Here is a 17828-nt window from a genome sequence, read left to right as displayed (position 1 = left end):
ACATTGACTGCTTAACTAGGTTACCTAGATGTAAAACCAGCCCAAGTGGCTGGTTTTTTGTTTTCAGTGGACAAATATAGGGATAAACTTAACCCTTCATTACTTTTAAGATAGCCTATTAACATGCCGGATTTTGCTCTACTTGCGGTTTTTCTGCCCACTTTTTTCTTTGTCTCAATCACTCCGGGAATGTGCATGACACTCGCCATGACATTAGGTATGAGTATTGGTGTTCGCCGTACCTTATGGATGATGATAGGTGAACTTGTCGGTGTCGCTTTAGTCGCCATCGCAGCGGTCATGGGCGTTGCAAGTATCATGCTTAACTACCCACAAATCTTTGAGGTATTGAAATGGGTAGGCGGTATCTATTTAGCCTATATCGGTGTTCAGATGTGGCGTGCTAAAGGTAAGATGGCCAAGCTAGATGAACAATCTGCTAGGATTAGTAATAGCACGCTTATCTCACAAGGTTTTATCACTGCGATTGCCAACCCCAAAGGCTGGGCATTTATGATCTCCCTGCTTCCCCCTTTTATCAATGTCGACAAGGAGCTTGCTCCTCAATTTGTCGCGCTACTCAGCATCATACTCTTCACTGAGCTCATCAGCATGTTAGCCTACGCTGCTGGAGGAAAAAGCTTAAAGATCTTCTTAAGCCGTGGGGATAATATCAAATGGATGAACCGGATAGCAGGCTCACTTATGATAGGTGTTGGCTTCTGGCTAGCCTTAGGTTAATCACTAGACTTAAATGGCAGTGATTGACTCATCTCTTTCATATAGCAGCTTATCTGAGTCCGTTCTTGGTGAGTAAAATGTTCAATCGCATCACGAAAGGCGGGATGAGCAATATCATGATTTGAATAGATAGCTACTGGCTCGAACCCTCGGGGGACCTTATGTTCCCCTTGAGCCCCAGCATCAAAAGTTTGTAATCCCTGTGCAATGCAATACTCAATCCCCTGATAATAACAAACCTCAAAATGTAGCCCTTCAATCGTCTCTAATGCTCCCCAGTAACGTCCATAAAGGTGGGTATCGCTACAAAAATAGAGTGCTGATGCAATAATTCGTTGGCCCTGCTTATCCTCATAATCAGCACCACTGTCACCCTCATTCGTCTCCACTAGCAGTAACTTTATCTGCTGAGGCATATTTTGCGCTAATGATTTAAAAAAAGATAAATTAAGATAACCATAATGGCCCGAACGTTTGGCGTAAGTCATTTGATAACAGTGAGTAAACGCCAGCCACTGCTCATCGGTCACCTCCCCACCATCCACAAAACGCATAGTGAGCCCATGTTGAGCGACTCTGTAACGCTCTTTACGAATATCCTTACGTTTTCGTGAATTCATCGCTGCCAGATAATCTTCAAAGCTTTGATAGCCTTTATTCATCCAATGAAACTGGGTACCAACTCGGCTCAATGCATTTTGCTTTGAAAACATGTCACACTCAGGCTTAGTTAAAAACAGCGCATGCCAACTCGAGTACCCACTCTTTTGCAGCATCTCACTAAAATGCTCAGTAATCTTTGACCACACTAATGCCGCTTCACTCTGAGTTAAGCTCTTAGCCATCCCCACTCTCGGCCCCGTTACTGGCGTAAAAGGGATAGCACAGAGTAATTTAGGATAATAATCGATACTGTTTCGCTCATAGGCCTCGGCCCATGCCCAATCAAAAACATACTCTCCATAGGAGTGAGTCTTTTCATAAAGTGGCATCACCGCCAAGCGTTTCTCACCTTGTAGTACAGTAAGATGCATCGGTGTCCAGCCTGTTTTAGCACAAACGCAACCACTTGACTCCAATGCGGCTAAATACTCATGTCGCACAAAAGGGTTAACGCTCGCTCCTTCATCGGAGCTCGTCACCATTAACTGATTCCACTCCTGAGCAGAGATTAATGAAATTGCTGGGATAAATTCAATCTGGATCTCTGACATCAAAACTCTGGCTCAAAAGTGATTAAAAAACAGATTATTGAGAATAACACAAACGCTCGAAAAATCAGGGACACAAACTCTGGCAAAAAAATGATAACTTGGCTACCACTTGCAATTTGTTTTCTTTAACGTCACATTGCACTGATAATTAATTATAAGTAATAACAAGGAAGCTTATGCGCGCGTTCAAGACCTTACTCGTCGCCATGTCGATAGCAGCCCCGCTCATCACTCTATCCTCAGCCTTTGTTTCACCAGCACAGGCTAAAGAAGCATCTATCTACAGCCATATGGCAACGGCGCAGCCTATCTGGGCTAAGCATGGCATGGTATCTAGTCAGGAAGCCTTAGCCACGCAAGCTGGTGTCGAGATATTAAAGCAAGGTGGCAACGCCGTAGATGCAGCTGTCGCTGTTGGCTTTAGTTTAGCAGTCACCCTACCAAGGGCAGGTAATATTGGCGGTGGTGGATTTATGTTAGTTCATCTGGCAGAGCAAAACAGAACCATAGCAATTGATTACCGTGAAATGGCGCCTTCTAAAGCGCACAAAGATATCTTCCTCAATGAGCAAGGCGACCCAGTTGCCGCGCTCAGTCGAGAGCATGGCTTAGCCGTTGGCGTGCCTGGCACTGTAATGGGGATGGAGCTGGCCTTACAAAAATACGGCACCATGACCATGAAACAGGCCACCAACGCCGCCATTAAGATGGCAAAAAATGGTATTTCTGTGACCCCAGATCTCTCCACATCACTCACAGGTTTAAAGCGCCGTATTGCTCAATGGCCAAGTTCTGCTGAGATCTTTTATAAAGCCGATGGAAGTGACTATCAGGTCGGAGATCTGTTAAAGCAGCCTGAATTAGCTCACTCGCTGTCGCTGATAGCACAAAAGGGCAGTAAAGGTTTTTATCAAGGTGAAACAGCCGAGAAACTGGTGGCTGCAATACAAGATGCTGGTGGGATCATGACATTGGATGATCTCAAAAACTATAAAGTGGTTGAGCGTAAACCTGTTCAAGGTGATTATCGAGGTTATCAAGTTGTCTCTATGCCCCCTCCTTCATCAGGAGGCGTGCATATTATAGAGATGCTTAACATTCTTGAGCAGTTCCCTATCGATAAGCTTGGCCATAATACTGCTGCTACCTTACACTTGATGACTGAATCGATGCGCCGCGCTTATGCCGATCGCAGCGAATATTTAGGCGATCCAGATTTTTATAAAGTGCCAGTACAAGCCCTTATCAATAAAGATTACGCCAAAAAGCTCGCCAGCCAGATAGCCATCAATAAGGCGACACCCAGTAGCGAAGTAAAACCCGGTAACTTAGCCCCCTATGAAAGCAACCAAACGACTCATTACTCGGTTGTTGATAAATGGGGCAATGCTGTCTCCAATACTTACACCCTTAACTTCAGTTATGGCTCAGGTTTAGTGGCTAAAGGCACAGGAATATTACTGAACAACGAGATGGATGACTTCTCCGCTAAACCAGGCACACCAAATGGCTATGGCTTAGTCGGTGGTGATGCAAACGCTGTAGAAGGAAATAAACGCCCATTAAGCTCCATGAGTCCAACCATAGTGATGAAAGATGGCAAGCCCTTTATTGTCACGGGCAGTCCTGGTGGCTCACGTATTATCAATACTACGATGCAGATCATCATGAATGTTATCGATCACGATCTTAATATTGCTGAAGCCACTGCAGCGCCACGTATTCACCATCAATGGCAACCGGATCTGTTACGAGTTGAGCATACTTTAAATCGTGACACCATAGAGCTGCTAAGGGCTAAAGGGCATAAGGTGAAAATCAATAATGCTATGGGCTCTACTCAATCAATTATGGTGACAGAGAAAGGCATCTTTGGCGCATCGGATCCAAGGCGTGCAGGCAGTGAAACCTTAGGCTATTAATGGACTTCATTTAGCCAATTTAAAATACAGAACGAGTCTAGAGTCAATAGTAACAAGAGATCGCCAGTGCCAAACACTGGCGATTTTTTACACCTTACTTCTCAACCGCTAACTCAATAAACGCCGCGGTATACATCTTTAAATTCAACATAAACTGCTTCTGAGTCATAAACTCATTCTCCGTGTGTCCCGTATATGCCTTACCTGGCATGGTGGGACCAAAACTTAACGCATTAGGAAAGAGCTTACTGTTGGTTGAGCCCCCAATAGAAACAGGCTTAGGATCTTTAATCCCTGTGAAGTGTGAGAAAACAGCCAGCAGAGTATCCAGATGAGGCGCGTTTCCCATCACCATAGGCTTACCCCAATAAGTTTCTACATCTTTTAACTTGATATCATGCTTAACCTGCCAAAGCTCGAGTGCCTGTGCAGTTTGAATATCCAAAAGCTCGGGAGTTTTCCCCACAGGACGGCGTAAATTTAGCGTCACCTCAGTGCCCTTTTGTGTTTGCTTCACCACCGTTGGCGCCAATGTCATAGGACCCATAAATCCATCGTTATAGGCGATATCCCCAAACAGTTCAGCCTCAACTCCCAAACCAATTAACTCGTGAATGAAGCTTTGCGTTAATGAAGCCTGAGACTTAGGCCAGTGATGTGCTGACAGAAGTTGGGCTAAATGCGTTACCGCATTCACCCCATCTTTTGGCGAAGAGGAGTGCGCTGCTTTACCGTCAGCAAAAATAGTTAAATGCTCCCCCTTGGACTCAAAACGATAAGCCATCCCCTCCTGCTTGGTTACAATGGTTTTAAGTTTGGCCAATAAAGGGGATGAAACATTAGATAAACTCGCTTTTGCTTGTTGAGGGATCTGACTTGAGAAGTACCCACCTGAAAATGAAAGTAAATTAGCAGAGTGCTTATCATGGGACTTACCTATTAACTCGCCATCAAGATTAGGAATCGTGAAGGTAATTTGACTCCACCCCTTTTCAGCGGTAACCACAGGGTACTCGGCATCAATCGTGATATTAATCTCAGCTGGGGTATAGCCTTTAAGAAATTCCCTGAGAGGATCCCAGTCAGATTCCTCAGCCAAGTAGACCATCAACTCAATACGCTTACTTAATGTAAGTTGCTTATCTTTAATCGATTTCATGGCATACATGGCGGTGACAATGGCGCCTTTATCATCTTCAGTGCCGCGACCAATTAACTTACCTGGCTGAGATTGAGTATCTAACAAAAAAGGATCTTGAGCCCACAACGCCGGATCTGCAGGCTGCACATCACCATGGGTAATAACCCCTAGTTTATCCTCACTATCGCCTAAGCCGATTAACAACACATAACCATGATCTGAATAAGTCAAACCTAGCTCTTGAGTTAATTTCTTTATCTCTTGCTTAAAACCGATAAACTCAGGATTATTTTCGGGTGTCATCCCCTCCTTCGCAACAGTCTTAAATGTCACCAGTTTAGCCAGAGAATCTAACATCGCATCTTCATAGTTTTCGACAGCATAATCAGCCACACTCTCCGATTTAGGACTTAAAGCCTGCACAGAGAAAGCCAGCATCACACCAAGGAGTAAACTCAAGGTTCCAATAAGGGTTTTCATAGGTTATCCAATTGTTATTATTATCAAGAAACTCTGTTAGTTTGCCATATAATTGGTCAGTTAGCGTATAAAAACACACCACTCAAAACATTTGTTACAAACTAAACATAATTTTGATGGATTTATCACCTTCAACCATGATATTTAAAGGCATTAACGAAAAAGATTGATCCAATTTTCTTCGCCAAAATGATCTGACCTCAATGTTGGCGTTTACACAATAAAAGCAACTCAACAAAATAATCGGGGATAAAAATATGAAGGGATTAACCCTCAAACCACTCGTATCAGCCATTGCACTCACGCTCGCTTTAGGTGCATGTAGCAACACTTCAACTACAACAGAAACCAATGTGGCACCCAATGTACTAGCAGCGCAAATAATCGAAAATAATGCTTCTAATCCATTCTTTAAGCCATATGACACCTATTTTGGTATTCCAGATTTCGACAAAATTAAACCCGAACATTACCTGCCCGCATTTAAAGCAGGTATTGCACAACATAAGGCTGAAATTCAGGCCATCATCGATAACCCTGCGGCGCCTACTTTTGCAAATACCATTGAAGCGATGGAGTTTTCTGGAAACTTAACGACTAAAGTTGCCAGTGTTTTCTACAACCTAACTGGTGCAGACACTAATGATGAGCTTCAAGCCATCTCTAAAGAGGTGTCGCCTATGCTTTCAGCTGCCGGTGATGATGTTTTACTCAATGATAAATTATTCAAGAGAGTGAAAGCCGTTTATGAGCAGCGTAAGGGACTAAACCTTAATACAGCCCAAGCCAAACTACTTGAAGATACCTATAAATCATTCACTCGAGGTGGCGCAAACTTAAACGAAGCGGATAAATCAACGCTACGTGCCCTAAATGAGCAGATTGGCAAACTAAGCCTAGAGTTTGGTGATAACTTGTTGGCTGAAACCAACGCATTCGAACTCGTTATCGACAATGAAGCGGATCTGGCAGGACTACCGAGTGATGTTATCAGCACGGCAGCGCAAACCGCTACTAAACGTGGACATGAAGGCAAGTGGGTATTTACCACATCTCGCCCATCAATTACGCCATTTTTAACCTACGCAGATAACCGTCAGCTTCGTGAAAAGCTCTACAAAGGCTACATCGAGCGTGCTAACAATGATAACGCCAATGATAACAAAAAAATATTGGCTAAAATGGCAGCCTTACGTGCGGAGCGTGCTCAGCTACTAGGTTACAAAACACACGCCCATTTAGTACTTGAAGAGCGCACAGCTAAAACACCTGAAAATGTCTATGAGTTGCTAAACAAGGTATGGCCTGCTGCATTGGGTCAAGCTGAAGCTGAAGTTGCCGTTATGCAGGAGCTAATCGATGAGCAAGGTGGAAACTTCAAACTAGCCGCTTGGGACTGGGATTATTATGCCGATAAGATCCGTGTGGCTAAATATAGCTTCAACGAGCAACAAACTCGCCCTTACTTCTCATTAGAAAATACCCTTAAAGGCGTGTTCTACACGGCTAACCGTTTATTTGGTATCACGGTTAAAGAGCGCACTGATCTACCTAAGTACAATAAAGATGTACGCACTTGGGAAGTGTATGACAAAGATGGCTCACTCATGGCGATCTTTTTAGGCGACTACTACGTTCGTGATAGCAAACGTGGTGGCGCTTGGATGAACTCTTACCGCAAACAATACGATATGAATGGTGTCGACTCTATGCCGATCATTGTTAACGTATTGAACTACCCTAGCCCAATCGGTGATGAGCCTTCACTGCTCACCTTCGATGAAGCAAGTACACTCTTCCATGAGTTTGGTCATGCACTTCACGGTATTCTATCTGATGTAAAGTATCGCTCACAGGCTGGTACTTCTGTACCGCGTGATTATGTTGAATTCCCATCACAAGTAATGGAAAACTGGATGACACAACCTGAAGTACTAGCTCAATTTGCTAAACACTACAAAACAGGTGAAGTTATTCCTCAAGAGCTGGTTAAAAAGATCCAAGCCGCGAGTAAATTCAATCAAGGCTTTGCTACTGTTGAATATATGGCAGCAACTAAGCTTGATTTAGATTGGCACACTATCACAGACTTCACGCCAAAAGATGCGGCTAAGTTTGAAGCTGACTCTCTGAATAAGATGGGTTTAATCAGTGAGATCGCGCCACGCTACCGCAGTACATACTTTGCTCATATCTTCTCTGGTGGGTATTCAGCTGGTTACTACAGTTACCTGTGGTCTGATATCTTAGGTGCGGATGCATTTGAAGCCTTTAAAGAGAATGGTATTTTTGATAAAGCCACTGCCGATGCATTCAGAAACACAGTCCTTTCACAAGGTGGAAGTGAAGATCCGATGAAACTCTATAAAGAGTTTCGCGGCAAAGAAGCAGGTATTGATCCACTCCTTCGCAGCCGTGGCTTACTGAATAAGTAAACCAAGAGGCTAATGAAAGTAAAAAGCACGGCTAATGCCGTGCTTTTTTATGCCTGTCTTTTATTTCGATTACCATGGGCCTTTTATTAAACTCGAACAAATTGAGAGCAAAACAAACATAGCACTAACAAATAAAACAACGTGTAAAACACCAAGTTCACATTTTAAGCGAACAAGAGTTAATTCAGAGATATCATCACAACAAGCCTACCTCATGTCACATAAAAGCCATTGGATCTCTATATAATCCATCAAGCTGAGTAACGTTAACAGAGAGTAACCATCAGCTAAATGGAAGAGCATAAAAACGCTCTTCTGGGGTCTAAATATAAAGAGAACGATGGATATGTTTAATAAAAAAGTTTTAGCGGTAGTGATCGCATCCACACTAGGGTTAGTTGCCTGTGGTTCAGATGATAACAACGAACAGGTTGCAGCCGTACAGGTTGACCTTAGAATTCTTGAAACCTCAGATCTACACACTAACATCATGGATTATGACTATTACAAAACAAAGTATGATCCAACCATAGGCTTAGCAAGAACCGCTAGCCTAATCAAACAACAAGGCGCTGAGGTTAACAACTTTGTTTTAGTTGATAATGGTGACCTGCTGCAAGGTAGTCCAATGGGGGATTATGTTGCCGACAATTTCAAACGCGATAACACCATAGGTGGCACACACCCTGCCTATAAAGCGATGAATACCCTAGGCTACTCTGTAGGTAATATTGGTAACCACGAGTTCAACTACGGGCTAGATTTCTTAGAGGAAGCCCTAGCTGGTGCAAACTTCCCCTATATCAATGCTAACGTATTATGTGAAGCTGACTGCTGGGAAGGTAAAGCCAAGGGCGATAACCTCTTCACCCCTTACATCATCGAAGAGAAAACCGTCATCGACAGCAATGGCGATCAACAAACCGTCAAAATTGGTTATATCGGCTTTGTTCCTCCACAAATTCTACTTTGGGATAAACAAAACCTTTCAGGCAAAGTAACTGTACTTGGGATTGTTGAAGCCGCAGAAAAGTTCATCCCTATGATGAAAGCTGAAGGTGCGGATGTGATTGTTGCCATTCCTCACTCAGGTGTCGGCACGCCATCAAATCCGGTTGATGTTAACGATGAAAATGCCACCTATGCACTCTCACTGGTTGAGGGGATTGATGCAATCACCTTTGGCCACAGCCACTCAGTTTTTCCATCAGCTACCTTTGAAGGATTGGAAAACGCTGACCTAGAGAAAGGAACAATCAACGGTGTGGCAGCTGTAATGCCTGGTCGTTGGGGTGATAACTTAGGTATTGTCGATCTTAAACTCGAGATGCAGAACGGCGCTTGGGTTGTCATCGACCGCTCAGCAAAAGCATCACCGATATATGACAAAAATGCAGAACAGCCTGAACTCGTCACTGCCGATAATGGTATTCGTGACGCTGTAGCACTTGAGCATCAAGGCACACTTAGCTACGTAGATCAGCCTATTGGTAAAGCCTCTGCTGATATGTATAGCTTCCTGACCTTAGTGCAGGATGATCCATCAGTGCAGATTGTCTCTGATGCGCAGATAGCTAAAGTCAAAGCTAACCTAACCGACGCATTAAAAGATATTCCGGTGCTTTCTGCGGCTGCTCCATTTAAAGCTGGCGGACGTCACAGCACCGCTGCTGACGCAGACTCTTACGTGCAAGTACCAGCAGGAGATCTGACCTATAAGAATGCCGCCGATCTTTACCTCTATCCAAATACCATGGTTGCCGTTAAGCTTACTGGCGCAGAGCTCAAAGATTGGTTGGAGTGCAGTGCAAACCAGTTTAATCAGATTGATCCAAACATCTCGACACCACAAAACCTAATTAACTGGGACACGCACCGAACTTACAACTTCGATGTTATCGATGGTGTGACTTACAAAATAGATGTCACTCAACCTACTAAGTTCGATGGGGATTGTAAGCTTGTCAATGAAGATGCAAACCGCATTGTTGACTTGGCTTATACCCAAGATGATACGGTATTCACCGGTGACGAATTAGCTAAGAAAGAGTTTATCGTCGCAACCAATAACTACCGCGCATTTGGTGGTAAGTTTGCAGGTACAGGAGCGGACTACGTCATCATGGAGTTGCCAGACAGTAATCGTGAGGCACTAGCTCAGTACATCACAGATGAAACAGAGACCAATGGAGAAGTGGATCCTTCTGCTGACAATAACTGGGACTTTGTGACGATCGATACTGCCACTCAATTAGATATCCGCTTTGAAACCCAAGACAGTGAACTTGCTGATAAATTTGTTATCGATAACCAAGTTCGCCCATTAACTAAACGCACAGATTTAACCGATGAGTTTGGCTTTGCCATCTACAATATTGACCTAACCACACCAGTGACTAAGTAGGTCAACATACTACAAGGCTGTCTCATTTAAGCCTAACCTAGTCGGTTTTGACTAACAGAGACCCTTTTGGCATCAAAAGGGTCTTTTTCTAACCAAACTAGATCATACAATTAAACCAAAAGAGCAATGAATTCACTTTAATATTGAGAAATTCAATAATTTGCGTAAACCCATCTTATGAACTAGCTTAATTAGATGACATTTATTTTAAATGGAGAAGCGCAGATGAATAGAATTAAAGAAGCTCAAGAGCACCTAAAGAATGAGTTTAAACTTTATAATGACGCTAGCAGTAAAAAGCTTCCGGATCTCGAGCTTGAATCCCCCGAAAAGCTTGAAGCACTATTAGAGTCTGTCACGCGAAGAGAGTCATTAAGTCGTGATAAAAAAACGCCTCCCGCAACTAAGCTCAAATCCGCCTTAGCCGACAACCTTCTTCTACTGGATAATTTTGATATTAAGAAAGCCAAAGAAGCAGGAAAAGCTGAAAGTTAGCCATATACATTAGCAAAATGCTCATCTTTTAATGAGTTGGTTTACTTTGAAGGTTTCCCCATTAGTAACCAACTCATGCTTCACCATTAAATTATAATTTTTGTCCTTTCCTGTCCCGATAGAGATTGTTCGCACCATTTATCGCAACAGAGCAGAGAATTAAAATGCTTAAAGTTGTTAATGTAAGCTTCGCCTCAGGATATATATTGTAGAAAAACATAGGTTCAAACTCAGTGTACTTACGGACTAAACGTTCACTCAAAGAGAGTAGATTAACCAAAATTGACGCTAGATACAGTAAAATTAAACAGATCTCATTACTTGTCAGTTTATAATATTGGGCAGAACCTAGTGCAAGTCGACTCAATACTGGAATATTCAGACCAGCAATCCAGGAGGCTGTTTTTTGCCGATTCAGTATCATTGCAATAATAACGACATCATAAAATGAGATAGCAAGGTAATAAAAACCTCCCCACTGTAAAATAATGTCAATAACTAAAACATCAATCGTCTTTAAAACAATCAATGTCCCCGTCAACCAACGGATATTGGCAGATTTGGCACTCACAGCAAAAGCTATGATGATAAGCGCCCATTCAATGCGGTTAAACAGTGAAAAATACTCTAACATAAGTTTGGAAACATCCTATTCCTAACTTCAACCAGTAAAAACACAATTAAAGTAAAAGTGTTAAATACATTAACCTTCACTGCTTAAACCTAACTGAATATCACACATTAACGGATATGGAGGTATGGGCACCTATCGTTTTATCAGCGTCAGAAGAGATAACTCCTGAAGCGCCTCGTGCGTAAGTCACCATCTCATCATTATGGATTTTTGGTGGGGGTTGCAGTGCTCCACCTGTGGTCTTTGGTGTGATCACTGGTCCTTCAGCATGAATTTTTGGTGGTGGTTGAAGTGCCCCTCCAGTTGTGTTTGGTGTGATCACTGGTCCTTCAGCTTGAATTTTTGGTGGTGGCTGAACATCTCCCCCAGTTGTCTTCCGTGTGATCCCTACTTCACTTGAGGATATTGATTTTAGCTGACTACTTTGTGAAATCAGTGGAGGATTGCTGATTATCATCTTGAAACTCCTTGTCTGTGATCTGTGTTTTACTCATTTTTGAAGGTATTTTAGGAAGTAAATTATTTGGATTAAGCCCCACAATCACACATAAATGCAGAAACTGAGACAGTTTAGGTTCTGAGACCCCATCCTCCCAGTTATATATGGTTTGTCGACTGCACCCCATCTTACTTGCCAGTTCAGTGACACTGTATCCTTGTGACAACCGAAGCGATTTGACTATCTCTGGTGTTGTGAACATAAATTCCTTTTTTCCACTGGCCGTTGATAAAAAGATATATAGCTCTGCCCTTTAAAAGGGAGAACATATTTTTAACACTACAGACACTTTTAGTCTAATTTTTTAGACAGATAGTTTGTTAATGTTAACTCTTGAGTTGACTTGTGCAGTGTCTAACCAAAATGTACAAACGTAAGAACGCCTAGGGAGCGAGCACAAGTAGTGGATCTGCCACCAATTATTTTGCTGTTTTTTGAATGTAGAGTCATGAAACTAGCCTAAGAGCTTGTCATCATTTACAACTCAGGTTAGGTCGAGTAGGCCAGTACTCGACTTACTTTTAAATAGTTGACACTTTATCCCCCCGCCCAGCATCAACTTCTTTTCGCTAAAATACGATTTCAGTGACCACCTCTGTTTTTACTGAGTTCGCAATAAAGCACTGTTCATGGGATTGGTGATGCACTTTTTCAAGTTGAGCCAAGCTTGGTTGCTTTTCTCCTGAAAACGTCACTTTGGGCCTAAGCAGTACCTTAGTCATCGCCATTTTCCCATTTTCATCCAGCCCCATTACTCCCACAGCATTATCATGATAAGCATCAACGACCCACCGCCTTTTTGCCGCAATCCCCAAAAAGAACAACATATGACAACTTGAAAGTGAAGCGACAAATGCCTCCTCTGGATCAACATTAGCCTCCACAGAAAACGGCAGAGGAACAATATGAGGTGAAGAGGAAGCTGAAATCTCGACTCCGCCATCAAAAGACCACTGATGACCTCGGCTATATTCATTATCAATAAATGCCTCATCAGCGGCTCTCTTCCAGCTAATATTGGCAAGGTACTCAGACATTAATACTCCTTACATTTCATATCACTAAGATTAAAATTATTTCACCATGTAGAGACAGTTATCAATCGGAATAGCTTCAGGGTACTGGCTCTCAACAAAGCCTAAAGACAGATAGAGATTAAGGGCTGGAAGATTATGATTTAACACAAACAAAGAGACAGAACCAGAGACAAGAGGGAGCTCTAATACCTCACATCCCTGTTCACTTAAGGCCAAGATCAGGTAGTGACTTACTTTCATCGTTTTAGATGGTGCTATCTGACAAGTTTGCCCTCGAAAATGGGGGGCAATAACGAGGCGTCCTAGGTGACATTTACCATTACGGCGATAACACTGACCGAACCCGACAAGCTCACCAGTATCATTGACCAAAGAGAATGAGATTAACGCATCCAGATTAAGATCTTCAATGAAGCTATCATAGGTAAATGGATAACGAAAACCAGGACCTGCCCAGGAATACAGTGAGTCTTTATCATCAAACCAGAGCATCATCTGGCGAATATGCTCCTGAGCTACACTGATAAGTTTCATATCCAGCTCTCCATAAACGCTTAAACTTCCCTTCTTTGAAAAGAAAGAACAAGATACAGTATCAAATTAAGATCTCCTATTCTTTGGGCCTAATAGAATGAACATAAATCAGCTCCCCTTTTCCCAAGCTTGTGAAAACAATAAAGCCCCTATCCTTGATGTGATAAGGCCACTATTTTTAAACTCAACACACCTTTTGGAGATAGGCACAGGTACAGCGCAGCATGCTGTCCACTTTGCACAACATCTGCCGCATCTTATCTGGCAAACCAGTGATCAACAGGGCTATCTTGAAGGCATAGAGATGAGATTAGCCCAAGTACAGCTAATGAATTTACGACAACCATTAGCTCTCGATGTGACCCAAACTTGGCCGCTAGCAAAACAGGCTAATATCGATGCTATGTTCACCGCCAATACGCTCCACATCATGGCCAAAGAGATGGTAAAAGCTTTTTTTAACGGCGTCGGAGAGCATTTACAATCCCAGGGGCAACTCTGTATCTACGGGCCATTTAATTATGAAGGAAACTACACCAGTGAAAGTAATGCCAGATTCGATATCTGGCTAGCAGAGCAAAACCCTCAAAGTGCGATACGCGATATTGAGTGGATTATTCAACTTGCAAAAGAGCAAGGTCTGAAGCTAATGGCTGACCACACTATGCCTGCCAATAATCGCTTGCTTCATTTTATAAAAATGTAGATCTAACTTTGTTGTTCAACCTTAAAGCGTCTTCATATACTGCTTAGGAGTGAGTCCAAACTGCTTAAGGAAACGTTGACCAAAGCGAGTTTCAGACTGATAACCGCAGGCCAATGCCAGCTCCAACTGCTTGTAGGGTCTGGTCTGCATCAAACTGAGCGCATGGAGCATACGAGTCTCACTTAAGAGTTCACGATAACTGGTACTCTCATCAGCTAACCGTCGTGTTAACGTCGATCGACTCTGGCCTAAGTGTGTACAAAGCTCATCAATGGAATGAGCCTTAGCGGGCTCATTACTCAAAAACCGACATACCCTCTCTCGCATTGAAAGATCAGCCCCAGGGAAAAGCAGCTGCAGTAACCCAGCTTCTAACAGTATTTGATAAAAGGCATCAAGGTAGTGTTGCTGAGTCTGCTCGGTAAAGTCCAGCTCTTGCATAGCAAGTAGCTGTTTCAAAGCAAAATCAAGCTTTGTATTAGAGACCACTTTAGGTGATTTGGTTAAACGCCTCCCTCTCTCATCAACCATCGACTCCATAATCGCTGAGGAAGGAGGCGATAAGAAACAAATTTGAATTGAGCGAAATGTAAAATTAGCAGGGTGATTAATAAAAGTAAGCGATTGCTCAGCATGAGCAAACAACCAAGTCCCCCTCTCGAACGTTAACGTATCACTTTGCCAACTCAGCAGTTTAGCCCCCGCTTGTATCACAACAATACTGGGAATATAGATGGGAACGTCTCTTAATGCTTGTGGTTGCGAGCTTTTAAAAGCGTGCACATTGATTAACTTAGCCATCTTATCCCCGAATATCCCAGACTTAACGTACGAACGTTGCTGTCAGTACTGCTTTATCTAAGGCCATACTGTTAAGCGTAAAACCTACAACGGCAGGAGAGATATCGGCAGGAAGATCGACTTTTTCTTGTGGCAACGCCCAAACCGTAAACTGATATCTGTGCATACCATCACCTTCTGGCGGACATGCCCCACCAAAACCTGGTTTACCGAAATCAGTGCGAGTTTCAAGACCTTTAGTGATTTTAGCGCCTCGCTCTAGGTGAGTTGTACTTGCTGGTAAATTCAATACCGTCCAATGCCACCAGCCACTACCGGTTGGCGCGTCGGGATCAAACACTGTAATTGCAAAGCTTTTAGTCCCCTTTGGCGCATTAGACCACGAAAGCTGAGGCGATACATTCCCCCCACTGCAACCCATTCCAGAGAACTCAAATTTAGATCTCATCAGCTGACCTTCATGAATATCTTTACTGCTGATCTCTAATGCCTGACTTGAAAATGATGCCACACCCGCCAAAAGAATGATTAATGTTTTAAGTTTCATATAAGGACTCCTGTTAGTGAACTGACATAATGATAAGAGAAAAATGACCGTTTAAGTTTACATAAAAGTTCAAATAACCAAAATACACTTAATTAATGAGTTTTTAAGTATGAATTTTAAATGGGTTGATGGGGAGAGTTAATGCAATTGACGGTTTAACGGTAAGAGATAAAACAATCTTTAGTATTGATAATCTATACGTTGAAAGAAGTTGATCTGCAGAGGCACAAGATAAACCCCCGCAGATCAATTAGGTAAGATTTCAGACCGAATCTGAACAGCAACAAGAAAGTTAGTCGTTAAAAATCAGCCTCACTAAATTGAGTTAACTGTTCGCTGCTCGCTTCTATCTGTTTACGTAAGCTTCTGGTTTGTACCGCCCAATAGTTCATGTAAAATGTGGCGGTTTTTAGCTTGCCTTGGTAAAACTCAATCTCGGTAGTGCCATTCTCGAGTGCTAAGATTGCCGTTGAAGCGATACGTGCCCACATCCAAGCTAAAGCTGTGATCCCTAATATCTGCATATATGGCATTGAAGCAGCGCCAAGAATGTCTGGGTTCTTCTCTGCATTAGTTGCGATAAACTGAGTGGCTTTCTCGAGATCACCAGAGGCATCCATCAAGCCGGCAATGTAGGGCTTCATCTGATCATTACCCATGTTCTCACCGATAAACTGTTTAACCAGCCCAGACCAACTCATCAGCGCAGCCCCCTTATCTGACAGTATCTTACGGCCAACCAGATCCAGTGCCTGTACGCCATTTGTGCCTTCATAAATCATGGCGATGCGAATATCACGTACAAACTGCTCCATTCCCCACTCATGGATATAACCATGGCCGCCAAAGACCTGTTGAGCATCGACACAGGCATTAAAGCCTCTGTCAGTCACGAAACCTTTCACAATAGGGGTAAACAGTGCGGCTAACTTAGAGGCCTCCTTGGCCTTTTCAGGGTTGCTATGACGCTCTGCTTTATCCAGCCATAACGCTTGCTGACCCATCATGGCTCTCGCTCCCTCGTTGAAGGCTTTTTGAGACATCAACATACGGCGAACATCACCATGGACTAGAATAGGATCCGCCGCCATTTCAGGGGCTTTAACGCCACTTAAGCCGCGCCCTTGGATTCTACCTTTCGCATAAATAAGTGCATTTTGATAGGCGATCTCAGAGACACCTAAACCTTGCACGCCCACTCCTAATCTGGCCTGATTCATCATGGTAAACATGGCACGTAAGCCTTGATGAGGCTCGCCCACTAGCTCACCGAGTGCTCCATCAAAGTTCATCACACAGGTTGAGTTTCCGTGGATCCCCATTTTATGCTCGAGCCCAGTCGCACACAATTTGTTAGCATCACCAATACTGCCATCGTCATTGACGAGATATTTAGGCACTGCAAACAGAGAGATCCCTTTCACCCCTGCCGGTGCATCGGGTAGTCTGGCTAGCACTAGATGTATGATATTTTCGGCTAAATCATGATCACCAGATGAGATAAATATCTTTTCACCTGAAATAGCAAAAAACCCCTCACCTGCATCGACAGCTTTTGTGCGCAGTAGCGCCAGATCTGTACCCGCATGTGACTCTGTCAGGTTCATGGTCCCAGTCCATTCACCTGTCACCAGTTTTTCTAAATATTTCTGCTTTAATGCGTCACTTCCATGTGCATGTATCGCAGCATAAGCGCCATGAGTTAACCCTGGATACATGGCAAACGCCATGTTAGTAGCGGTTTTCATCTCGGTTGCAAACACACCAATAACTTCAGGAAGTCCCTGGCCACCAAACTCAGGATCACAGGTCAAAGTGCCCCAGCCATTATCCACATACTGCTGGTAAGCTTCCTTAAAGCCCTTAGGTGCAATAACATGACCATCAAGCAACTTACAACCTTCGACATCACCACTACTGTTTAGCGGTAGCATGATCTCGGTAGCAAAGTCTGCCACACCTTGAAGAATGGCATCGCCAAGATCTGCATCAATCTCATCGAATCCCTGTAACTCACTCTCTTCATAGATATTAAGTAACTCATTTAATACAAATTGATAATCACGAAGTGGTGCTTGATATGTCGGCATTCCCTAATCCTTTTATTTTTATACGCAGCTAATAAAGTTCAGACCTTTCATACAATGGTTTCAATCATGCGTTTAAATAATGACTTTTACAAGAGGCAGTTTTCGTCCACGCAAGATATTGACCTTAATCTCTCTGAACCGTTACTGA

16 protein-coding genes are annotated in these 17828 nt (G+C 43.1%); 6 read left to right on the top strand and 10 right to left on the bottom strand.

Annotation, left to right across the window (positions count from 1 at the left end; all coding sequences use genetic code 11):
* Positions 1 to 123 precede the first annotated feature (123 nt).
* Positions 124 to 741, top strand: a complete 618-nt coding sequence (locus SWOO_RS09905; protein ID WP_012324561.1) for a LysE family translocator — start codon at positions 124 to 126, stop codon at positions 739 to 741.
* Here SWOO_RS09905 and SWOO_RS09900 read toward each other — a convergent pair.
* On the bottom strand, positions 738 to 1955 hold the full coding sequence (locus SWOO_RS09900) for a GNAT family N-acetyltransferase (RefSeq protein WP_012324560.1): 1218 nt from the start codon (positions 1953 to 1955) through the stop codon (positions 738 to 740). The two genes, SWOO_RS09905 and SWOO_RS09900, sit on opposite strands and share 4 nt — an antisense overlap.
* A gap of 176 nt (positions 1956 to 2131) precedes the next feature.
* On the opposite strand from SWOO_RS09900, the gene ggt reads away from it, so the two are divergent.
* Positions 2132 to 3877, top strand: coding sequence for a gamma-glutamyltransferase (gene ggt / locus SWOO_RS09895; RefSeq protein ID WP_012324559.1), 1746 nt, complete (start codon positions 2132 to 2134; stop codon positions 3875 to 3877).
* A gap of 94 nt (positions 3878 to 3971) precedes the next feature.
* On the opposite strand, the gene SWOO_RS09890 is transcribed toward ggt, so the two are convergent.
* Complete coding sequence (locus tag SWOO_RS09890; protein ID WP_012324558.1) at positions 3972 to 5498, bottom strand: dipeptidase; 1527 nt, start codon at positions 5496 to 5498, stop codon at positions 3972 to 3974.
* A 257-nt stretch (positions 5499 to 5755) separates the two neighbouring features.
* Between SWOO_RS09890 and SWOO_RS09885 the strand changes: the two genes are divergently transcribed.
* The 3 genes from SWOO_RS09885 to SWOO_RS09875 all read left to right on the top strand — a co-directional run bounded on the left by SWOO_RS09885 (position 5756) and on the right by SWOO_RS09875 (position 10832).
* On the top strand, positions 5756 to 7933 hold the full coding sequence (locus SWOO_RS09885; protein ID WP_012324557.1) for a M3 family metallopeptidase: 2178 nt from the start codon (positions 5756 to 5758) through the stop codon (positions 7931 to 7933).
* 346 nt (positions 7934 to 8279) lie between these two features.
* Complete coding sequence (locus SWOO_RS09880; RefSeq protein WP_041418081.1) at positions 8280 to 10337, top strand: bifunctional 2',3'-cyclic-nucleotide 2'-phosphodiesterase/3'-nucleotidase; 2058 nt, start codon at positions 8280 to 8282, stop codon at positions 10335 to 10337.
* Positions 10338 to 10562: 225 nt separating this feature from the next.
* A complete protein-coding gene (locus SWOO_RS09875) occupies positions 10563 to 10832 on the top strand; it encodes a hypothetical protein (protein ID WP_012324555.1) in 270 nt (89 codons plus the stop codon).
* A 91-nt stretch (positions 10833 to 10923) separates the two neighbouring features.
* Here the strand turns inward: SWOO_RS09875 and SWOO_RS09870 are convergent, their stop codons facing one another.
* From SWOO_RS09870 to SWOO_RS09850, 5 genes are all read right to left on the bottom strand, one after another.
* Positions 10924 to 11466: a hypothetical protein gene (locus tag SWOO_RS09870; protein WP_012324554.1), complete on the bottom strand. Its 543-nt coding sequence runs from the start codon at positions 11464 to 11466 to the stop codon at positions 10924 to 10926.
* Positions 11467 to 11566: 100 nt separating this feature from the next.
* Positions 11567 to 11923: a hypothetical protein gene (locus tag SWOO_RS09865; RefSeq protein ID WP_012324553.1), complete on the bottom strand. Its 357-nt coding sequence runs from the start codon at positions 11921 to 11923 to the stop codon at positions 11567 to 11569.
* The gene (locus SWOO_RS09860; protein ID WP_012324552.1) at positions 11886 to 12167 is read right to left on the bottom strand and encodes a helix-turn-helix domain-containing protein; all 282 of its coding nucleotides are present in this window, start codon (positions 12165 to 12167) and stop codon (positions 11886 to 11888) included. The genes SWOO_RS09865 and SWOO_RS09860 overlap by 38 nt, the downstream gene beginning before the upstream one ends.
* Before the next feature lie 367 nt (positions 12168 to 12534).
* On the bottom strand, positions 12535 to 13002 hold the full coding sequence (locus SWOO_RS09855) for an OsmC family protein (protein ID WP_012324551.1): 468 nt from the start codon (positions 13000 to 13002) through the stop codon (positions 12535 to 12537).
* 36 nt (positions 13003 to 13038) lie between these two features.
* Complete coding sequence (locus SWOO_RS09850; protein WP_012324550.1) at positions 13039 to 13536, bottom strand: GNAT family N-acetyltransferase; 498 nt, start codon at positions 13534 to 13536, stop codon at positions 13039 to 13041.
* 97 nt (positions 13537 to 13633) lie between these two features.
* Here SWOO_RS09850 and SWOO_RS09845 point away from each other — a divergent pair, with 97 nt between their 5' ends.
* Complete coding sequence (locus tag SWOO_RS09845; protein WP_012324549.1) at positions 13634 to 14242, top strand: DUF938 domain-containing protein; 609 nt, start codon at positions 13634 to 13636, stop codon at positions 14240 to 14242.
* Positions 14243 to 14263: 21 nt separating this feature from the next.
* On the opposite strand, the gene SWOO_RS09840 is transcribed toward SWOO_RS09845, so the two are convergent.
* The 3 genes from SWOO_RS09840 to SWOO_RS09830 all read right to left on the bottom strand — a co-directional run bounded on the left by SWOO_RS09840 (position 14264) and on the right by SWOO_RS09830 (position 17680).
* Positions 14264 to 15043 carry a helix-turn-helix domain-containing protein gene (locus tag SWOO_RS09840; RefSeq protein ID WP_012324548.1) on the bottom strand — a complete coding sequence of 260 codons (780 nt, stop codon included), beginning with the start codon at positions 15041 to 15043 and terminating at the stop codon, positions 14264 to 14266.
* A 22-nt stretch (positions 15044 to 15065) separates the two neighbouring features.
* Positions 15066 to 15590 (bottom strand): YbhB/YbcL family Raf kinase inhibitor-like protein, encoded by a 525-nt coding sequence (locus tag SWOO_RS09835; RefSeq protein ID WP_012324547.1) that lies wholly within the window; start codon positions 15588 to 15590, stop codon positions 15066 to 15068.
* Between the two features lie 299 nt (positions 15591 to 15889).
* Complete coding sequence (locus SWOO_RS09830; RefSeq protein ID WP_012324546.1) at positions 15890 to 17680, bottom strand: acyl-CoA dehydrogenase C-terminal domain-containing protein; 1791 nt, start codon at positions 17678 to 17680, stop codon at positions 15890 to 15892.
* Positions 17681 to 17828 lie beyond the last annotated feature (148 nt).

The sequence above is a fragment of the Shewanella woodyi ATCC 51908 genome (assembly GCF_000019525.1).
Taxonomy (GTDB): Bacteria; Pseudomonadota; Gammaproteobacteria; order Enterobacterales; family Shewanellaceae; genus Shewanella; species Shewanella woodyi.
This window is presented reverse-complemented; position numbering and strand designations above follow the sequence as displayed.

What these genes read in the sequence shown, in the direction of transcription:
- ggt (WP_012324559.1), top strand. Translation starts at nt 2,132, where the DNA reads ATGCGCGCGTTCAAGACCTTACTCGTCGCCATGTCGATAGCAGCCCCG.
- SWOO_RS09835 (WP_012324547.1), bottom strand. Translation starts at nt 15,590, where the DNA reads ATGAAACTTAAAACATTAATCATTCTTTTGGCGGGTGTGGCATCATTT.
- SWOO_RS09875 (WP_012324555.1), top strand. Translation starts at nt 10,563, where the DNA reads ATGAATAGAATTAAAGAAGCTCAAGAGCACCTAAAGAATGAGTTTAAA.
- SWOO_RS09900 (WP_012324560.1), bottom strand. Translation starts at nt 1,955, where the DNA reads ATGTCAGAGATCCAGATTGAATTTATCCCAGCAATTTCATTAATCTCT.
- SWOO_RS09845 (WP_012324549.1), top strand. Translation starts at nt 13,634, where the DNA reads ATGAACATAAATCAGCTCCCCTTTTCCCAAGCTTGTGAAAACAATAAA.
- SWOO_RS09850 (WP_012324550.1), bottom strand. Translation starts at nt 13,536, where the DNA reads ATGAAACTTATCAGTGTAGCTCAGGAGCATATTCGCCAGATGATGCTC.
- SWOO_RS09865 (WP_012324553.1), bottom strand. Translation starts at nt 11,923, where the DNA reads ATGATAATCAGCAATCCTCCACTGATTTCACAAAGTAGTCAGCTAAAA.
- SWOO_RS09830 (WP_012324546.1), bottom strand. Translation starts at nt 17,680, where the DNA reads ATGCCGACATATCAAGCACCACTTCGTGATTATCAATTTGTATTAAAT.
- SWOO_RS09890 (WP_012324558.1), bottom strand. Translation starts at nt 5,498, where the DNA reads ATGAAAACCCTTATTGGAACCTTGAGTTTACTCCTTGGTGTGATGCTG.
- SWOO_RS09870 (WP_012324554.1), bottom strand. Translation starts at nt 11,466, where the DNA reads ATGTTAGAGTATTTTTCACTGTTTAACCGCATTGAATGGGCGCTTATC.
- SWOO_RS09885 (WP_012324557.1), top strand. Translation starts at nt 5,756, where the DNA reads ATGAAGGGATTAACCCTCAAACCACTCGTATCAGCCATTGCACTCACG.
- SWOO_RS09860 (WP_012324552.1), bottom strand. Translation starts at nt 12,167, where the DNA reads ATGTTCACAACACCAGAGATAGTCAAATCGCTTCGGTTGTCACAAGGA.
- SWOO_RS09880 (WP_041418081.1), top strand. Translation starts at nt 8,280, where the DNA reads ATGTTTAATAAAAAAGTTTTAGCGGTAGTGATCGCATCCACACTAGGG.
- SWOO_RS09840 (WP_012324548.1), bottom strand. Translation starts at nt 15,043, where the DNA reads ATGGCTAAGTTAATCAATGTGCACGCTTTTAAAAGCTCGCAACCACAA.
- SWOO_RS09905 (WP_012324561.1), top strand. Translation starts at nt 124, where the DNA reads ATGCCGGATTTTGCTCTACTTGCGGTTTTTCTGCCCACTTTTTTCTTT.
- SWOO_RS09855 (WP_012324551.1), bottom strand. Translation starts at nt 13,002, where the DNA reads ATGTCTGAGTACCTTGCCAATATTAGCTGGAAGAGAGCCGCTGATGAG.